The sequence below is a fragment of the Terrabacter sp. Ter38 genome, assembly GCF_024519435.1.
Classification (GTDB): Bacteria; Actinomycetota; Actinomycetes; order Actinomycetales; family Dermatophilaceae; genus Terrabacter.
Genome location: NZ_JALJRZ010000001.1, coordinates 927,637 through 943,244 on the forward strand (window position 1 = coordinate 927,637; position 15,608 = coordinate 943,244).

The window sequence follows — 15,608 nt, forward strand, 5'->3', positions numbered from 1 at the left end:
CCCGTGGGCGGCCCACTCCTGCGTCGTCAGCAGCGGGGCAGCGAGCCCGTCTGGCCCTTGGCGATGGCCTCGACCGCGGTGCGGGCCTCGTCGAACGTGCTGACCTTGAAGACGTCGAGGCCGTCGGGCACGTGCCCGACCACCTCGGTGCAGTTGTCCGCCGGGGCGAGGAAGTAGGCGGCACCGTCGGACCGGGCACCGGCGAGCTTCTGGCGGATGCCACCGATGGGGCCGACCTTGCCATCGTCGTCGATCGTGCCGGTGCCGGCGATCTGGCGACCCCCGGCCAGCGGGCCGGGCGTCAGCTTGTCGTAGATGCCGAGGGAGAACATGAGTCCCGCGGACGGACCGCCGATGGCGCCCGCGTCGATGGTCACCGTGGCCGGGAAGTCGTGGTCGAGCCCGAGCAGGACCCCGAGGGCCGTGCGGCCGCCCTGGCCCGCGACGGTCGGGACGTCGACCGTCAGCTCCTTGCCGGCGCGCGTGACGGTGAGCGACACGCTCTCTCCGGGCTTCTTCTTCTGGAGGGCGTCGCGCAGGGCCTGCGTCGTCGTCACGGGCTCGCCGTCGATGCTGTCGAGACGGTCGCCGACCTTGAGCAGACCCTTGGCCTTCGACGAGTCGGTGATGCCGGCGATGGCGACGTGGGTCGGCACCTGTTTGCCGATCGCGCGCAGGGCGACGGCGGTGGCCTCCTCCTGCGAGCCCTCCATCTGGACGGCGTTCTCCTCGGCCACCTGCTCCTGCGTGACCTGTGGGTCGAAGAGGTCGTCGACGGGAAAGACGTCGCGGGCGGGGTCGATCCACGCCTGCAGGATGTCCCAGGCGTCGACGGGGTAGCCCGGTCCGCCCTCGACGCGCACCGTGGTGAAGCGCAGCGCGCCGTCGGTCGGATAGGTCGGCAACCCTGAGATCGCGATGATCGGCTTGTTCTGGGCGCCGGACGTGCCGAGGGTGTTCTGCGTCGGCCCGGGGCTCATGACGGCATACGGCAGGTGAACGACCGAACCGACGACCATGAGGACGAGGAAGAGGAAGAACGCCGCCAGCACCGCCTTGTTGCCGCGGGTGAGCCTGCCCGTGTCCTCGCTCTCGAGCACCTCGGCGCGAGTCGGCAGGTCGGTACCGGTGGGCTGCTCCGGCACGCGCTTGATCGTCCTCACGGCAGCCCGACCCACTCGTCGGCGCCGTCGGCGAAGCGCTGGTGCTTCCAGATCGGGATCGTCGCCTTGAACTCGTCGATGAGCTCGCGGCAGACGTCGAACGCCTCGCCGCGGTGCTCGGCGCTGACGCCGACGATCACCGCGACGTCACCGACCTCGAGGTGACCGACCCGGTGGACGACGGCCAGGCGCACGGAGCGTCCGTCGGCCGCGAGCCGGTCGGCGAGCGCACGGGCCGCCTCGGCCGCCTGCGGATGCGCGGAGTAGTCGAGGGCGGCCACCGTCTTGTCGGCGGTCTCCTCGGTGGCTTCGCCCACGGGCCCGTCGTGGTCACGCACCGTGCCGACGAAGAGGCAGACGCCGCCGGCCCTGGGCGAGGAGACGCTCGTGAGCACCTCGTCGACCGACAGAGGTGTCTCACGGATCTCGGCAAGGGTGACCGTCACGCCCGCAATCGTATGCCGCCCCGCGGGCCCCCGCGTTCCGCGCCCGCCCGCGCACGGGGTGGGGAACCAACGAGGTCGATCCGTGGTTGTCTTGGTGTACGGCCAGACGGCCGGCAGGAGATCCGTTCGAGTGGGGATGAGCAGGCATGGCCGACGACCGTGGACGCGGTGACGACAACCACAGCGACAAGGACGACGTGTCCGGCGAGGAGCAGGACGACGCGGGCCAGCAGGACGACGCGGGCCAGCAGGACGCCGGCCGGCCTGACGACGCCGCCCGGGCTGGCGACGCCGGCGACCAGGTCGGCCAGCCCGATGCGGGCCGGGGACCCGGCGAGTCCCCCTTCGGCCTGCCGCTGAACCGCCCCGGCGGCGGCTCCCCCGGTTCGGGAGCCGGACCGGTCGGCTTCGGCAGCGGCTTCGGGGGCGGCTTCGGTGAGGGCTTCCCCGGCCTGCCTGACCTCGGCGGGATGGACCCGTCCGACCTCGGGGCCATGCTCGAGAAGGTGCTCGGCGAGGCTGCCGACAACCCCGAGCTCGCCGAGGCGATGAAGAGCATGGGCGTCGACCCCCGCGACCCGGCCACGCAGGCCGCGATGCGGGCCCAGCTCGGCACCTTCATGGCTGCCCAGGACTCCCCGACCGGCTCGCGCGACCTGGCGACCGAGGTCGCCCGCCGGCACGTCATGGCCGCGCAGGGCAACGACGTGCACGACGCAGCCGCCGCACGTGCGGTCGCCGATGCGGTCGCCGTGGCGACCCTGTGGCTCGACGAGCAGACGACGCTGGCCCCCCCCGCCTGGCGTGCGACCGGCCTGAGCCGCGCCGAGTGGGTCGAGGCGACGATGCCGCGCTGGTTCGAGCTCATCGAGCCCGTCTCCGACGGCGTCACCGCCGCGACGTCCGACGCCATGCGCAAGCAGGTCGGCGAGCTCGGCCCGGAGGCCTTCGGCGATGCCATGCCCGAGGGACTGCCGGAGGGCTTCGACCCGCGGCAGATGGTCGAGCAGTGGGCGCCGATGCTCGGCAACCTCAGCCGCCAGATGTTCTCGGCCCAGCTCGGCCAGGCCGTCGGCACGCTCGCCACCGAGGTCGTGACCGGCACCGAGGTCGGCCTCCCCCTCACCGAGCCGGGCGTCGTCGCCCTGCTTCCCGGCAACGTCGCCGAGCTCGCCGAGTCGCTCGAGATCGACATCGCGCAGGTGCGCCTCTACCTCGCGGTCCGCGAGGCGGCTCGCGTCCGCCTCTTCTCCGAGGTGCCGTGGCTCGGGCCGCAGCTGCTCTCGGCGGTCTCCGACTACGCCCGCAACATCACGATCGACACCGACGCCATCGAGTCGGCCCTGTCGACGATCGACCCCTCGGACCCCGAGGCGCTGCGCACGGCCCTGCAGGGCAACCTCTTCCGGCCGCAGCCGACGCCTGCCCAGCGCGCCGCGCTCGACCGGCTCGAGACGCTCCTCGCCCTGGCCGAGGGCTGGGTCGACCACGTGACCGACCGCACGACGGCCCGGCACCTGCCGCTGTCGGCGGCCCTGGCCGAGACGATCCGCCGGCGCCGGGTGGGCGGAGCGGCTCAGAAGACGTTCGCCGGGCTCGTCGGGCTCGAGCTGCGCCCGCGCCGGCTGCGCGACGCCGCGAACCTCTGGGCCGCGCTGGAGAGCGCGGGCGGCGCGACGCTCCGCGACGGCCGCTGGGCCCACCCGGACCTCGCCCCCACGTCGGCCGACCTCGACGACCCGATCGGCTACGTCGAGCGGGCGACCGGCACCTCCGCGACGGGCGCGCTGCCCGAGGGCGGAGACAACCTGGGGTCGGACCTCGACTCCGTGCTCCAGGGCATCCTCGAGGAGGCCGACCGCGAGCGCGGAACCGACCCAGGCACAGGCACCGGCACCGGTGCGGCCGACGGGGACGACGGCGACACCAGCGGTGACAGCGACGGCGACGGCGACACCAGCGCCGGCCCGCAGCGGTGACGGGGGCACGCCGCCCTCCGGAGCAGCCGGACCCGCGCGGGTCCCACCGGCCCCTCGACGGGCCGGACGGGACCGCCTGGCGCCGGCTGCACGACGACGCCGTCGCTCGGCTGGAGTCGTGGGTGGCACCGGACGAGGAGCAGGAGCGCCTGCGCACGGAGTTCCTCCACCACCTCCACACCCACCCGGACGCGATGAGCAAGGCCGGACCGCCGGCACACCTCACGGGCAGCGTCATCGTGCTCGACGACGACGGCGACGCCGCTCTGCTGACCCTGCACCGCCGGGCCCGGGCATGGTTCCAGTTCGGCGGACACTTCGAGCCGGGCGACGCGACGGTGTGGCACGCGGCCACTCGTGAGGCGCGTGAGGAGTCGGGCATAGCGGACATCACGGCCTTTCCGGAGATCGCGCAGCTCGATCGGCATCTTCTTTCCGGAGATTTCGGCAGGTGCCGTGAGCACCTCGACATCCGCTTCGCGGCGCGTACTCCGAGGTCGACGGAGTCGACGGTCAGCACCGAGTCGATCGACGTCCGGTGGTGGCCGGTGGACGCCCTCCCCGAGGGGACGCGAGAAGACCTGCGCCCCCTCGTGGACGCCGGTCTGAGACTGCGCCGGCGCTGACCGAACGGCCGGTGCGTGGGACGTCGTCACGGCATACGTGGTCGTCTGCCGTCAGGCGGAGCGTGTCGTGGCGTTCACTCGTCACTGAGGTCGAGGCCGGCGGCGGCCGAGACGCCCTGGAGGTAGCCGCGGGCCCGCTCGAGACGCGGGTACCCCTGCAGCAGGGCCCAGAACTCCGCACCGTGCCCCGGCTGCAGCAGGTGGGCCAGCTCGTGGAGCAGGACGTAGTCGACGACCCAGCTCGGCATGCCACGGAGCTTGTCGGACAAGCGAATCGAGCCCTCGGCCGGAGTGCACGAACCCCAACGGGAGTTCTGGTTGGAGACCCAGCGCACGCTCGCGGGAACCGCGCGTCCGCCGAGGTGCTCGCGCGACAGGGCGAGCGCGCGTTGCTCGAGGTCGCCGTCAGTGCGCTGGCGTCGCTGCTCGGACGCGGCCACTCGCGCCACCATGGTGCGCACCCACTCCCCCTCCTCGGCGCGGCTCATCCGCGCCGGGACGAGGACGACGAGACGTCCCTCCTGGCGATAGGCCGACACGGTGCGGCGACGCTTGGCACTGCGGCGGACCTCGACGGTCACCCCGTCGACCACCGTGTGCACCACCTCGCGTCGCACCGTCGCCATGAGGGCAGGGTAGGCCAGCACGGCGACAACGGTCCGGAGCACGGGGCCGACACGGCCGCGTTCGCGCGTCATACCTCATCGCGGACGGGCGCGCCAAGCGGGGATGAGCATGATTTCGTGCTCAGCGTGCCTTAGGGTTGAACGAGTCGAGGCACCCGTCGGATGGGTGCCATCTACAAGGAGACATCAATGGCTGACGAGACCTACAAGGGCGAGTTCTACTGCGTGAAGTGCAAGGAGAAGCGCGAGGCCGAGGGCAAGGTTGTCGTTTCTGACAACGGTCGCCGCATGGCCAAGGGACAGTGCCCCGTCTGTGGCACGAACCTCAACCGCATTCTGGGCAAGGCCTGACCAGGTCGCGGCGGCGTCGCTGACGTCGCAGATCGAGGGGGCGGGACCACACGGTCTCGCCCCCTCGCGCGTACCCACCTCGAACCGGCCCAGGGCGACTCACCGCTGGACGACGCCCGACCGGAGACGTCAGGCCCTCGGACGGCCCGTCAGAGGCTGTGGACGACGATCACGACCACACCCGGGCGGCTGCGAGCCTGACGACCGAGGGTGGCGCACGCTGGTGGCGCCACCGGGTCTGGAGGTCCGATGTCCGCTGCTGCCGTCCCACCCCACCCCCGCGTGCCCGTGTGGCTGCGTCCGCTGACGAGACGACACGGGGAGGTCCAGTTCGGCGTGCTCCCGGGCGGTCCGGTCGTCACGGGGGTCAGCGACACCGAGGCCGACCTGCTCGCCCACCTCGACGGCACCCTCCCCCTCGTCCTGACCGAGCGCGTGGCGGCCGACGCGGGCATCCCTCCCGCACGATGGCGTGCGTTGCTCGAGCTCGTCGCCGAGCTCGGCGTGCTCACCGACCGGCTCCCGACGGGGACGTCGATCTCCGGCGCTGCCCGCGCAGCACGCGTCAGCGCCACCGGGCGGGTCGTCGTCGACGGCTGTGGGCACGTCGCAACCGACATCGCCGAGGCCGTGGCGCACGCCGGCGCGACCGTCGTGCACGGCCGCACCGCGGTCGACAGATCGGTCGCCGCGCCGCTCCGTCCACGACCGGACCTCGTCGTCCTCGTGGGGTCGCCCGTCGTCGACCCTCGTCGTGGCGACCTCTGGCTGCGTCACGGCGTGCCGCACCTGCCCGTGGCTCCGGCCGGACCCCGTACGGTGATCGGCCCACTCGTGGACGGCTCCCCCGCCGCGCCGTGCCTGTGGTGCCTCGACCGCCACCGGACCGACCGCGACGACGCGTGGCCGACGCTGATGAGCCAGGCGATGCCGACCCGGGCCCTCGCGCCGGCCGGGTCGCCGGAGGGCGAGCACGACGGCCTCGCTCCGGGCCTGTCCCATCTCGTCGTCGGCAGCGTGACCCTCCTCGTCAACGGGGTCCTCGAGGGCCACCCTCCTCCGCCGGGGGTCTCGGTCGAGGTGAGCCCACCGTGGCCGCGGATGGACCACCGGCGCTGGCCGACGCACCCGCTCTGCCCGTCGCACCCTGCCTCAGGCGGCACGAGCGGCCCCGTCGGCGCGCAGCCGGGCCCCAGGGACGCATCGCTCCGTCGGGGCGCGTGACCGGCTTCCGGCCCAAGGCTGGACAGATGGTCTGGCGCACCCGCCCCGGCGGGTACACATAGAGTCGAGGGTGGGCTCGACCCGCCGCCGCGCGATGCTGTCTCGTTCCCCGGCGCCGGGCCGACCGCTCGCGCCCGCGCATGACCGTCGACCCGCCCGAGGAGGTGCGCCGTGACCGACCTGCCACGCAAGGCCGTCGTACGCTCGGCCAAGCTCGCCTCGGTGCCGCTCGGTTTTGCCGGCCGGACCGCGCTCGGCCTCGGCAAACGGCTCGGCGGTCGGCCCGCGGAGGTCGTAGCCGCCGAGCTGCAGGCCCGCACGGCGCAGCAGCTCTTCCAGGTCCTCGGCGAGCTCAAGGGCGGCGCCATGAAGTTCGGGCAGGCGCTCTCGATCTTCGAGGCCGCCCTGCCCGAGGACCTCGCCGTCCACTACCGGGTCATGCTGACGAAGCTGCAGGACAGTGCCCCGCCGATGCCGACGACCTCCGTGCACGGCGTGCTCCGTGCCCAGATGGGCACACGGTGGCGCAGCAGGTTCGAGTCCTTCGACGATCATCCCGTGGCCTCCGCGTCGATCGGGCAGGTGCACCGGGCCGTCTGGAGGGACGGTCGCGACGTCGCGGTGAAGATCCAGTACCCCGGCGCCGGCGCCGCCCTGATGAGTGACATCCGACAGATCAGCCGGGTCGCGAAGGTCGCGGCGAGCTGGGTGCCCGGCATCGAGCTCGGGCCGATCCTCGACGAGCTGCGCGACCGGATGGCCGAGGAGCTCGACTACCGCCTCGAGGCCGAGTCCCAGGCGACCTTCGCGGCCGCCTTCGACGGCGACCCGGACTTCGCCGTGCCGCATGTCGTCGACGGCCGCGAGCACGTCATCGTCTCGGAGTGGCTCGACGGGCTCCCCCTCTCTCGGATCATCGCCGAGGGCACCCAGGAGCAGCGCGACACCGCCTCGCAGCTCTACCTGCGCTTCCTGCTCGCGGGGCCCGCACGAGCGGGGCTGCTGCACGCCGACCCGCACCCCGGCAACTTCCGCATGACGCCCGACGGGCGCCTGGGCGTCATCGACTTCGGGGCCGTGAACCGGCTTCCGAACGGCATGCCGCCCGAGATCGGGCCGCTGCTCACCACCGGCCTCGAGGGCAGCGCCGAGGACGTCCTCGAGGGTCTCCGTGGGATCGGCTTCGTCAAGGACAACATCGACCTCGACCCCCAGCGACTGCTCGCCTACCTCGAGCCCTTCATGGCGCCGTTCCGCACCGACACGTTCACCTTCAGTCGGGACTGGCTCCGGGGTGTCTTCGCGCACATCAACGACCCGCGCCAGCCCAACTACGCGGTCGCCTACAAGCTCAACCTGCCGCCGGAGTACCTCCTCATCCACCGGGTGTGGGGTGGCGGGATCGGCGTGCTCAGCCAGCTCGGCGGCACGGTCCACGGGCGCGCCATCGTCGACGAGCTGCTCCCCGGTGCGGACCTGCCGCCGGTGGGCGACGCCGACTGAGGGACGCCGTTCGGGCGACTGCGCGGACGTTCGCGCTCACACGGCCCTGCTCGTCACCACCAGACGGGGTCGAGCTTGCTCTCGATCGAGCGGAGGTTCTCGCGGCTGCAGCGCTCGCAGCTCCACGTGGTGCGACCGGCGTCGGTCCCTCGGCTCCAGGTGAGCCGGGCCGCGGTCTGTTCCTCGGGCGGCGGGGTCGTGCCGCAGCCGGAGCAGACGAGGGTCTCGTCACGGGCAGCGGCATCGGTGGCCGCATCGGTAGAAGTGTTCACGGGGTTCTCCCTTCTCCTCCTTCGAGTATCCGCCGATCGAGGCGCCGTTCGTGGCGCCACGCGGGATCGCGGGTCGGACGGGAGGGTCGGGACGACTGGTTCAGGAACGGAGCACGCTGCCCCGGACGTGCGGAACCGCGGGTGACGTGCGCGTCACCCGCGGCTCGCTCACTCGATTCAGTTGTCCTGCAACGCGCCCCGAGGCGCGGTCGTTCACTTCTCGCTGTGGCGTCGACTGGCGCGGATCTCCTGGGCGATCAGCCGGGCGCTGCGACGGATGCCGCTGCGTTCCTGGCGCTGACTGCGCTGGTTGATCCGGTCGCGAGCCAGCATCTCGAGCTGGTTCATGACGATCTCCTGGTCTGTGGAAAGGGTTGCTGTCGGGGGCCGTTGGCGTCTGGGTCATGCGTGGTCACGCAGGCTCAGGCAGCCACGGGGTGCTTGCGCGGACGGCCGCGGGGCCGCTTGCGAGCCACGATGGCGCCCTGGACGAGCAGCTGCCCGCCCCAGACTCCCCACGGCTCCTGGCGCTCGAGGGCGCCGGCGAGGCACTGGACGCGCGCCGGGCAGAGCCCGCAGAGCGTCTTGGCGAACTCGACGTCCTCGGGTCGCTCGGCGAACCAGAGCTCCGCGTCGTAGTCGCGGCACGGAATGGTCTCGCCGACCTGCTCCGCCTCGGTTCTCATGTCGATCAGTTCGCTCAGCTGCATCGTTCTCACCTCCATCTCCTGGGCGCCCGTGGTGGGGTGCCCCTGCTCACTCGTGTCTGGTCTGGCCCGAAGACCTGCACCGGTGGTGCGCGTCTCGGTCCTGCTGCTCGGCATCCGGGGAGTCATCTGTGTCCCTGATCTGTCAGGCACCCGGTCGGGTGCTGTTCTGGCGGTGTCGGTCATGCGGTGCGGGAGCGGCATCCGGCCGGGGAACTCCCCGGGAAACACGAAGGCCGCGGACCCGGTGATGTCGGGTTCGCGGCCTGGAGGTGAGGCTTCTGGTCTGGTCAGACCGGTGGCCTCCCAGAGCGGGAGCGAACGACATCGAAGGTCTTGTAGGAGCGGGCGAACGTGAGGCCGGCGACCGAGACGTCTCCCTGGATCGGAGCGCGGAAGTCGGCGACGCGGCCGCCCATGACGGCGGCGATGGACACAGTGGTCCCCTGCTCCGGAGCGTGCGTGGCCGCCAGGCGGACATCGCCGGTGGTCGGCCGCAGACGCACGGAAAGGACGCAGGAGACTGCGTTCATCGTCATCGTGGTGTTGTCCATCAGGCCGACCTCCTCACTTCTGCTCACGGGCCCCAGCTGGCCACCGAGACCACTGGGCTTGACTTCGTCAAGGGTACGCGTGCGCCTCGCGGGCGAACAACTGATTTAACGAAGTTTTCCGAACTTATTTTGCGCGAATGCCTCTACCCCGCGGATTCCTTTGCCGCAGAACGGCTTTCGATGAGTTCTTGCGGATCGGCGCCGGCCAGGATGGCGAGGACGTCGCTGCCGTACTGGTCGAGCTTCCGCGCGCCGACGCCGCTGATGACCGACAGACCACCTTCGTCGGAGGGCGCGTGCTCGGCGATCGCGGTGAGCGTCGCGTCGGTGAAGACGACGAATGCCGGCACGCTCGCCTCGCGCGCGACGGCGCGGCGCCACGTGCGCAGCCGCTCGAACGTCTCCTCGTCGTAGGTGGGCGGACAGTCGTCGCAGCGGCCGGTCTTGCGCTGCGCCGCGGAGACGAGCTCGGCGCCACAGCCGCGGCAGTGCGCGAGCGGCGCCACCTTCGGCGCGGACCGCTTGGACCCGCCCGACCTCGCTTCGCTGCGCGCACCCTGGCCGAGGATGTCGGCCGCCGGCGCCAGGAACCGCGAGACGCGGCGCGTGGCCCGGGCTCCGGGCGTGCGGGCACCGGACCACGACAGGAAGAGCTGCTTGCGGGCGCGCGTGAGCCCGACGTAGAGCAGGCGCCGCTCCTCCTCGACAGCGTCGGGGCCCTCGGCCATCGAGATGGGCATGAGGCCGTCGGAGGCGCCGACCAGGAAGACGGTGTCCCACTCCAGGCCCTTGGCGGCGTGCAGGCTGGCGAGCGTCACGCCCTGCACGGTCGGGGCATGCTGCTCGGCCGCCCGCCGCTCGAGCTCGGCGACGAGCTCGGGCAGCCGGGCCTCCGGAGCCGCTGCGGCGATGTCGTCGGCGAGCGTCGCGAGCGCGGTCAGCGACTCCCACCGCTCACGGGTGGCCCCGCTACCGGACGGGGGCTCGTGCGACCAGCCCGCGCCGGTGATGACGTCGCGGGTGATCTCACCGAGCGGCTTCTCGCCGTCGTCGCTCCGGGCGGCGCCGCGCAGGAGCAGGACGGCGTCGCGCACCTCCTTGCGGGCGAAGAAGCGGTCGCCACCCCGCACGAGGTAGGCAACCCCGGCGTCCGTGAGAGCCGACTCGAACGCCTCGGACTGGGCGTTGGTGCGAAAGAGGACGGCGATCTCGGCCGCCTCGTGGCCGCCCGCGACGAGCGTGCGGATACGGTCGGCGACCGCGGCAGCCTCAGCCGGGTCGTCGGGATGGCTCGTCAGCTCCGGCGCGGGACCCGGCTCGGACTGCGCGAGGAGGCGCACCGCCCCGTCGCGCGCCGCCTGGGTGCCCGACGCGACGATGGTGTTGGCGAGCCCGACGATCTGCGGTGTGGAGCGGTAGTTGCGCACGAGGCGCACGACCTGCGCGCCCGGGAACCGCTGGGGGAAACCGACGAGGTGTCGCGGGCTGGCCCCGGTGAAGGAGTAGATCGTCTGGGCCGGGTCGCCGACGACGCAGAGGTCCTTGCGCTCCCCCAGCCACTGGTCGAGGAGCCGCTGCTGGAGGTCGTTGACGTCCTGGTACTCGTCGACGACGAACTGGCGGTACTGGCCGCGCACGGTGCGGGCGATGTCTTCGCGCTCGTCGAGGATGCCGACGGTCAGGAGCAGGACGTCCTCGAAGTCGATGACGCCGCGGCGCTGCTTGACGTCCTCGTACGCCTCGAAGAGGCGTGCCATGGCCGTGAGGTCGAGGCCCGGAGGCTCACGGCGCTGCTCACGCGCGCGGGCGGCGTACGACTGCGGCGTCAGCAGGTTGACCTTGGCCCACTCGATCTCGGCGGCGAGGTCGCGGACGGTGGTGCGGTCGAACTGCATGCGCAGCCGGCTCGCGGCCTCGGCGACGGCCGCCGCCTTGTGGCTCATCACCTCGGGGGCCGCGCCGCCGATGGCCTGCGGCCAGAAGAAGTGCAGCTGCCGCAGCGCAGCGGCGTGGAACGTGCGGGCTTGGACGCCCTGCACCCCGAGCCCGCGCAGGCGCGTGCGCATCTCGCCCGCGGCGCGGGCCGTGAAGGTCAGCGCGAGCACCCGCTGCGGCTGCTGCGCACCCGAGTGGACGGCATACGCGATGCGGTGGGTGATGGCGCGCGTCTTGCCCGTGCCGGCACCCGCGAGGATGCACAGGGGGCCCGGCGGGGCCATCGCGACCTCGCGCTGCTCCGGGTCGAGCCCGGCGAGGATCTCGTCGGCGGACGGTACTGCGCTCAGGAGCTATCACCCTTCGAGGTGGCCAGCACGCTCGCGGCGTGGTCCGGCACGTAGTTCTGCTCGTGCTGCGGCGGGCGCTCGTAGCCACGCGGAGCGGGGCGCTCGGGCACGGGCGGCACGACGGGCGCCACCGCGGCGTGCGGGATGGAGCTGAGCAGGTGGTGCATGACGTTGACCCGCGAGCGCCGCTTGTCCTCCGACTCGACGACGTGCCACGGCGCCCAGTCGGTGCTCGTCGCGGCCATCATGACGTCCTTGGCCTCGGAGTAGTCCTCCCACCGGGTGATGGACTCGAGGTCCATCGGCGAGAGCTTCCACTGGCGCATGGGGTCCTTGGCGCGGCTGCGGAACCGGCGCTCCTGCTCGACGTCGGAGACGCTGAACCAGTACTTGCGCAGGACGACTCCGTCATCGACGAGCATCTGCTCGAAGAGCGGCGCCTGCTCGAGGAAGCGGGCGAACTGCTCGTCGGTGCAGAAGCCCATGACCCGCTCGACGCCGGCGCGGTTGTACCAGGACCGGTCGAAGAGCACGATCTCGCCGGCAGCGGGCAGGTGGGCGATGTAGCGCTGGAAGTACCACTGCGTCCTCTCGCGGTCGGTCGGCGCCGGGAGGGCCGCGATCCGGGCGACGCGAGGGCTGAGGTACTCGGTGATCCGCTTGATCGCCGACCCCTTGCCGGCGGCGTCACGCCCCTCGAAGACGACGACGACCCGCTGACCCGTCGCACGCACCCACTCCTGGAACGCGACGAGCTCGGCCTGCAGTCGACGGACCTCGGTCTCGTAGACGTCGAGGTCCATCCTCGGGGATCGTTTTGCGCCGCGCTTGGCCATGGGGTCATCCTTGCACCGAGGGACGACGCCCGTGGGAGCCGTCCCCACCACCACGCACGACGTCGCGACACGAGTAGGAACCGATGCCCCAGTCCACGCAGGTCACGCCCGACGAGGGCTCGATCACGATGTTCACGACGACGTGGTGCGGCTACTGCACACGCCTCAAGGGCCAGCTGACCCGCGAGGGCGTGCCGTTCACCGAGATCGACCTCGAGGCCAATCCCGAGCACGTCGACTTCGTCGAGCACGTCAACGGCGGCAACCGCACGGTCCCGACCGTCGTCTTCCCCGACGGCTCGGCCGCGACGAACCCCTCGCTCGCCGAGGTCCGTTCGCGCCTCGCGAGCTGACGGGTCGCACCGACCGGGCTCAGAAGCTCGTCCGCGTGCCCGGCTCGACGACGGACTCGACCGTCTGGCCCAGCCAGTGCTCGATGATCCGCTTGGCGATCGAGATGCCGCTCGGCGTGCGGATCGAGCCGTCGCGGAGCAGGTCGCGGTACTCCTCACGGCTCACCCAGCGCGCCTCGGCCATCTCGACGGGGTCGATCGTCAGCTCGGTCTCGCGCGTCGTCGCCTGGAAACCGATCATCACCGACGAGGGGAACGGCCACGGCTGGTTGCCGAGGTAGCGCGCCGCCTCGACGGAGATGCCGACCTCCTCGGCGACCTCGCGGGCGACCGCGGACTCGAACGACTCCCCCGGCTCGACGAAGCCGGCGAGCACGGAGAAACGCCCCTCGGGCCAGTGCGCCCCCCGCCCCAGCAGCAGCCGGTCGTCGGGGTCGACGACCGACATGATGACCGCCGGGTCGGTGCGCGGGTAGTGCTCGCTGCCCTCGCGCTCGCAGCGCCGCACCCAGCCACCCTGCCGGGGCTCGGTCGGCGCACCGCAGCGTGGGCAGAAGCGGTGCGTCGCGTGCCAGTTGGCGAGCGCCAGCGCGGTGGTGAAGACGCCTGCGTCGCGGGGTGCGAGCGCCTCGCCGGCCTGCCGCAGGGTGAGCCAGCCGTCGGGCCGCCGGTCGGGGTCGTCGACCCCGTCTGCGTCGTCCGTCGAGACGACACCCACGTATGCCCTCCCGTCGCCGTCGCGACCGAGGTGCAGTCCGAGCCGGGCGTGGTCCTCGGGCTCGGGCGCGCGCAGGACGAGCGTCAGCCCGTCGTCACCGGCGCCCTCGGCGCCCGCTGCACCTCCTGCACCTCCTGCACCGGCTGCACCGGCTGCACCGAGGGCCGACACCTGCATGCGGTCACCGCGGACCTCGGCGACCCGGGTCTGCGGGTCGTCGAGCAGCTCGGTGAGGACCTCGGGTCGCCGACGCTCGAGCGCCACCCGGTCCAGGGAGCTGCGCGAGAGCGCGAGGTCGGCCAGGGTCTCGTCCGTCACTGCCACGCGACCCACCCTAGGCGGCGAGCCGGCGCCGGCGCCCGGGTGTCGAGCCTGCGGCGAACCGACCGGCGCGGGCGTCGCCTCCCACGCTCGGCGCGCCGCTCGACCTACGGTGGACCTGTGACGCGCAGCCCCCTCTTCCTCGCCGCCTTGGCGAGCTCGGCCGTGCCGGGCCTCGACCCGGTGACGGTGGAGGGTGTCCCGGGCCGTCCCGGCGACCTCTTCGAGATCGCCTACGTCCAGGACAGCCAGGACCGGCGCTGGGTCGTCAAGGCGCCGTGCACCTCGGCGGCCGGCGCGATGCTCGACGACATCTCCGCGCTCTCCGGCCTGCTCGGGCGGCGGCTCGACGTGGCCATGCCGATGGTCCGCGGCTTCGCCCAGGTACCGGAGGGCCGAGCGGCCGTCTACCTGCGCGTCCCCGGTCGGCCCCTCGACTTCGCCGGGCTCCGCCCGGGCCCCCTGACGGCGGAGGTGGGTCGCACCCTCGCGCACATCCACAACGTCGAGCACCTCCTCTACGAGGAGGCTGGGCGACCCACGTACGACGCCGAGGCCTACCGCCGCCGCCAGCTCTCCGAGCTCGACCGGGCCGCCGCGACGGGGCACGTGCCCACCGGGCTCCTCACGCGTTGGGAGCACGCGCTCGAGGACGTCTCGCTGTGGCGCTTCGCCCCCAGCACCGTCCACGGCACCTTCACCGGGGAGAACGTCCTCGCGTCGTTCGACGACGATGACGACTCGTCGAGCGGTCATGTGCGTGGCGTCCTGGCCTGGGAGGCCAGCCGCGTCGGCGACCCGGCGGACGACTTCGCCGAGCTCGCCCGTCTCGCGCCGGCCGAGACACTCGATGCCGTGCTCGAGGCCTACGCCGAGTCGCGCATCGAGCGACCCGACGTGCACCTCGTGCGCCGAGCCCGCCTCGCGGCCGAGATGGCGCCGTTGCGGACCCTGCTCCACGCTCTCGCCTCGGGGCAGCTCGACGTCGTCGAGCGCACGGCCGATGAGCTGCGCGCCCTCGACGGCCGGGTCGAGGACGACGACCGCCGTCACGCGCAGGAGGACGCCGAGCGCAGCGAGCGCACCCGACAGGCCCGGGTGCGCGCCGCCGCGGTCCTCGACCCCGACGACCCCGAGCGGCCTGAGCCCGAGTGGGACGCCACCCAGCCGCACGTGCCCTTCCCCATGCTCGGCGAGACACAGGCCATCTCGATGACCTCCCTGCTCGACGAGCCGCAGGCCCCCGCCGACGAGACCGCCGACGAGACCGCCGACGAGACCGCCGGGGACGCCGAGTCGCCCACGCCGTCGCAGGAGACCTCGGATGCGGCGCCGGGTGACGTCGTCGTCGACGACGTGGCGCCGGGCCTCGGTCACGCGGCTGAGCCGGAACCGTCCCCGTGGCCCGACGAGACCGTCGAGGAGTCCCAGTCGGTCCCTCTGACGGCCGCGGACGCCGACGCGTCCACCTTCGAGATCGACGAGGTCGAGGCCCTGCCCGAGGACGCCGACGGCGTGCTCGACCTGCATGAGGGCGCCTCCGACTTCGTGCCGGTGGAGCACCGTCCCGACCACCCCGCCCACGACGCGCGGAGCTGACCGGCCCGGGCCGGTGGGACGACGGGGCCACCCGGCCGGGACGGG

General features: G+C 72.7%; 17 protein-coding genes. 7 read left to right on the forward strand and 10 right to left on the reverse strand.

The window, feature by feature from the left end; all coding sequences use genetic code 11:
- Positions 1–26: 26 nt before the first annotated feature.
- Both NR112_RS04265 and NR112_RS04270 read right to left on the reverse strand, forming a co-directional pair.
- Positions 27–1,145, reverse strand: coding sequence for a PDZ domain-containing protein (locus tag NR112_RS04265; RefSeq protein WP_256792721.1), 1,119 nt, complete (start codon positions 1,143–1,145; stop codon positions 27–29).
- Positions 1,146–1,159: 14 nt separating this feature from the next.
- On the reverse strand, positions 1,160–1,609 hold the full coding sequence (locus NR112_RS04270) for a molybdenum cofactor biosynthesis protein MoaE (RefSeq protein ID WP_256792722.1): 450 nt from the start codon (positions 1,607–1,609) through the stop codon (positions 1,160–1,162).
- 146 nt (positions 1,610–1,755) lie between these two features.
- Here NR112_RS04270 and NR112_RS04275 point away from each other — a divergent pair, with 146 nt between their 5' ends.
- Both NR112_RS04275 and NR112_RS04280 read left to right on the forward strand, forming a co-directional pair.
- Entirely contained in the window at positions 1,756–3,588 is a 1,833-nt protein-coding gene (locus NR112_RS04275; RefSeq protein WP_256792723.1) for a zinc-dependent metalloprotease, read from the forward strand.
- A gap of 122 nt (positions 3,589–3,710) precedes the next feature.
- Entirely contained in the window at positions 3,711–4,214 is a 504-nt protein-coding gene (locus NR112_RS04280; protein WP_256792724.1) for an NUDIX hydrolase, read from the forward strand.
- A 74-nt stretch (positions 4,215–4,288) separates the two neighbouring features.
- Here NR112_RS04280 and NR112_RS04285 read toward each other — a convergent pair whose 3' ends face one another.
- Positions 4,289–4,840, reverse strand: a complete 552-nt coding sequence (locus NR112_RS04285) for a M48 family metallopeptidase (RefSeq protein ID WP_256792725.1) — start codon at positions 4,838–4,840, stop codon at positions 4,289–4,291.
- Between the two features lie 189 nt (positions 4,841–5,029).
- On the opposite strand from NR112_RS04285, the gene NR112_RS04290 reads away from it, so the two are divergent.
- The 3 genes from NR112_RS04290 to NR112_RS04300 all read left to right on the forward strand — a co-directional run bounded on the left by NR112_RS04290 (position 5,030) and on the right by NR112_RS04300 (position 7,918).
- Positions 5,030–5,191, forward strand: coding sequence for a DUF5679 domain-containing protein (locus NR112_RS04290; protein WP_020143053.1), 162 nt, complete (start codon positions 5,030–5,032; stop codon positions 5,189–5,191).
- 249 nt (positions 5,192–5,440) lie between these two features.
- On the forward strand, positions 5,441–6,415 hold the full coding sequence (locus NR112_RS04295; protein ID WP_256792726.1) for a hypothetical protein: 975 nt from the start codon (positions 5,441–5,443) through the stop codon (positions 6,413–6,415).
- 171 nt (positions 6,416–6,586) lie between these two features.
- Positions 6,587–7,918 (forward strand): AarF/ABC1/UbiB kinase family protein, encoded by a 1,332-nt coding sequence (locus NR112_RS04300; RefSeq protein ID WP_256792727.1) that lies wholly within the window; start codon positions 6,587–6,589, stop codon positions 7,916–7,918.
- A 53-nt stretch (positions 7,919–7,971) separates the two neighbouring features.
- Here NR112_RS04300 and NR112_RS04305 read toward each other — a convergent pair whose 3' ends face one another.
- From NR112_RS04305 to ppk2, 6 genes are all read right to left on the reverse strand, one after another.
- Positions 7,972–8,190, reverse strand: a complete 219-nt coding sequence (locus NR112_RS04305; protein ID WP_256792729.1) for a hypothetical protein — start codon at positions 8,188–8,190, stop codon at positions 7,972–7,974.
- A 213-nt stretch (positions 8,191–8,403) separates the two neighbouring features.
- The gene (locus tag NR112_RS04310) at positions 8,404–8,538 is read right to left on the reverse strand and encodes a hypothetical protein (RefSeq protein ID WP_255358547.1); all 135 of its coding nucleotides are present in this window, start codon (positions 8,536–8,538) and stop codon (positions 8,404–8,406) included.
- Between the two features lie 74 nt (positions 8,539–8,612).
- Positions 8,613–8,900 (reverse strand): WhiB family transcriptional regulator, encoded by a 288-nt coding sequence (locus tag NR112_RS04315; protein ID WP_020143058.1) that lies wholly within the window; start codon positions 8,898–8,900, stop codon positions 8,613–8,615.
- A 287-nt stretch (positions 8,901–9,187) separates the two neighbouring features.
- On the reverse strand, positions 9,188–9,451 hold the full coding sequence (locus tag NR112_RS04320) for a hypothetical protein (protein WP_256792730.1): 264 nt from the start codon (positions 9,449–9,451) through the stop codon (positions 9,188–9,190).
- A gap of 143 nt (positions 9,452–9,594) precedes the next feature.
- Entirely contained in the window at positions 9,595–11,709 is a 2,115-nt protein-coding gene (locus NR112_RS04325) for an ATP-dependent DNA helicase UvrD2 (protein WP_374511466.1), read from the reverse strand.
- 23 nt (positions 11,710–11,732) lie between these two features.
- Positions 11,733–12,539 carry a polyphosphate kinase 2 gene (ppk2, locus tag NR112_RS04330; RefSeq protein WP_256792731.1) on the reverse strand — a complete coding sequence of 269 codons (807 nt, stop codon included), beginning with the start codon at positions 12,537–12,539 and terminating at the stop codon, positions 11,733–11,735.
- 116 nt (positions 12,540–12,655) lie between these two features.
- Here ppk2 and NR112_RS04335 point away from each other — a divergent pair, with 116 nt between their 5' ends.
- Entirely contained in the window at positions 12,656–12,925 is a 270-nt protein-coding gene (locus tag NR112_RS04335; RefSeq protein ID WP_256792732.1) for a mycoredoxin, read from the forward strand.
- Between the two features lie 19 nt (positions 12,926–12,944).
- On the opposite strand, the gene nudC is transcribed toward NR112_RS04335, so the two are convergent.
- Entirely contained in the window at positions 12,945–13,967 is a 1,023-nt protein-coding gene (nudC, locus tag NR112_RS04340; protein ID WP_308336256.1) for an NAD(+) diphosphatase, read from the reverse strand.
- Between the two features lie 117 nt (positions 13,968–14,084).
- Between nudC and NR112_RS04345 the strand changes: the two genes are divergently transcribed.
- Positions 14,085–15,563: a phosphotransferase gene (locus NR112_RS04345; RefSeq protein WP_256792734.1), complete on the forward strand. Its 1,479-nt coding sequence runs from the start codon at positions 14,085–14,087 to the stop codon at positions 15,561–15,563.
- The last annotated feature ends 45 nt before the right edge of the window (positions 15,564–15,608 follow it).

Coding starts and splice junctions, on each gene's coding strand:
- NR112_RS04315 (WP_020143058.1), bottom strand. CDS start 8,900: ATGCAGCTGAGCGAACTGATCGACATGAGAACCGAGGCGGAGCAGGTC.
- NR112_RS04275 (WP_256792723.1), top strand. CDS start 1,756: ATGGCCGACGACCGTGGACGCGGTGACGACAACCACAGCGACAAGGAC.
- NR112_RS04310 (WP_255358547.1), bottom strand. CDS start 8,538: ATGAACCAGCTCGAGATGCTGGCTCGCGACCGGATCAACCAGCGCAGT.
- NR112_RS04295 (WP_256792726.1), top strand. CDS start 5,441: ATGTCCGCTGCTGCCGTCCCACCCCACCCCCGCGTGCCCGTGTGGCTG.
- NR112_RS04335 (WP_256792732.1), top strand. CDS start 12,656: ATGCCCCAGTCCACGCAGGTCACGCCCGACGAGGGCTCGATCACGATG.
- NR112_RS04320 (WP_256792730.1), bottom strand. CDS start 9,451: ATGGACAACACCACGATGACGATGAACGCAGTCTCCTGCGTCCTTTCC.
- ppk2 (WP_256792731.1), bottom strand. CDS start 12,539: ATGGACCTCGACGTCTACGAGACCGAGGTCCGTCGACTGCAGGCCGAG.
- NR112_RS04290 (WP_020143053.1), top strand. CDS start 5,030: ATGGCTGACGAGACCTACAAGGGCGAGTTCTACTGCGTGAAGTGCAAG.
- NR112_RS04285 (WP_256792725.1), bottom strand. CDS start 4,840: ATGGCGACGGTGCGACGCGAGGTGGTGCACACGGTGGTCGACGGGGTG.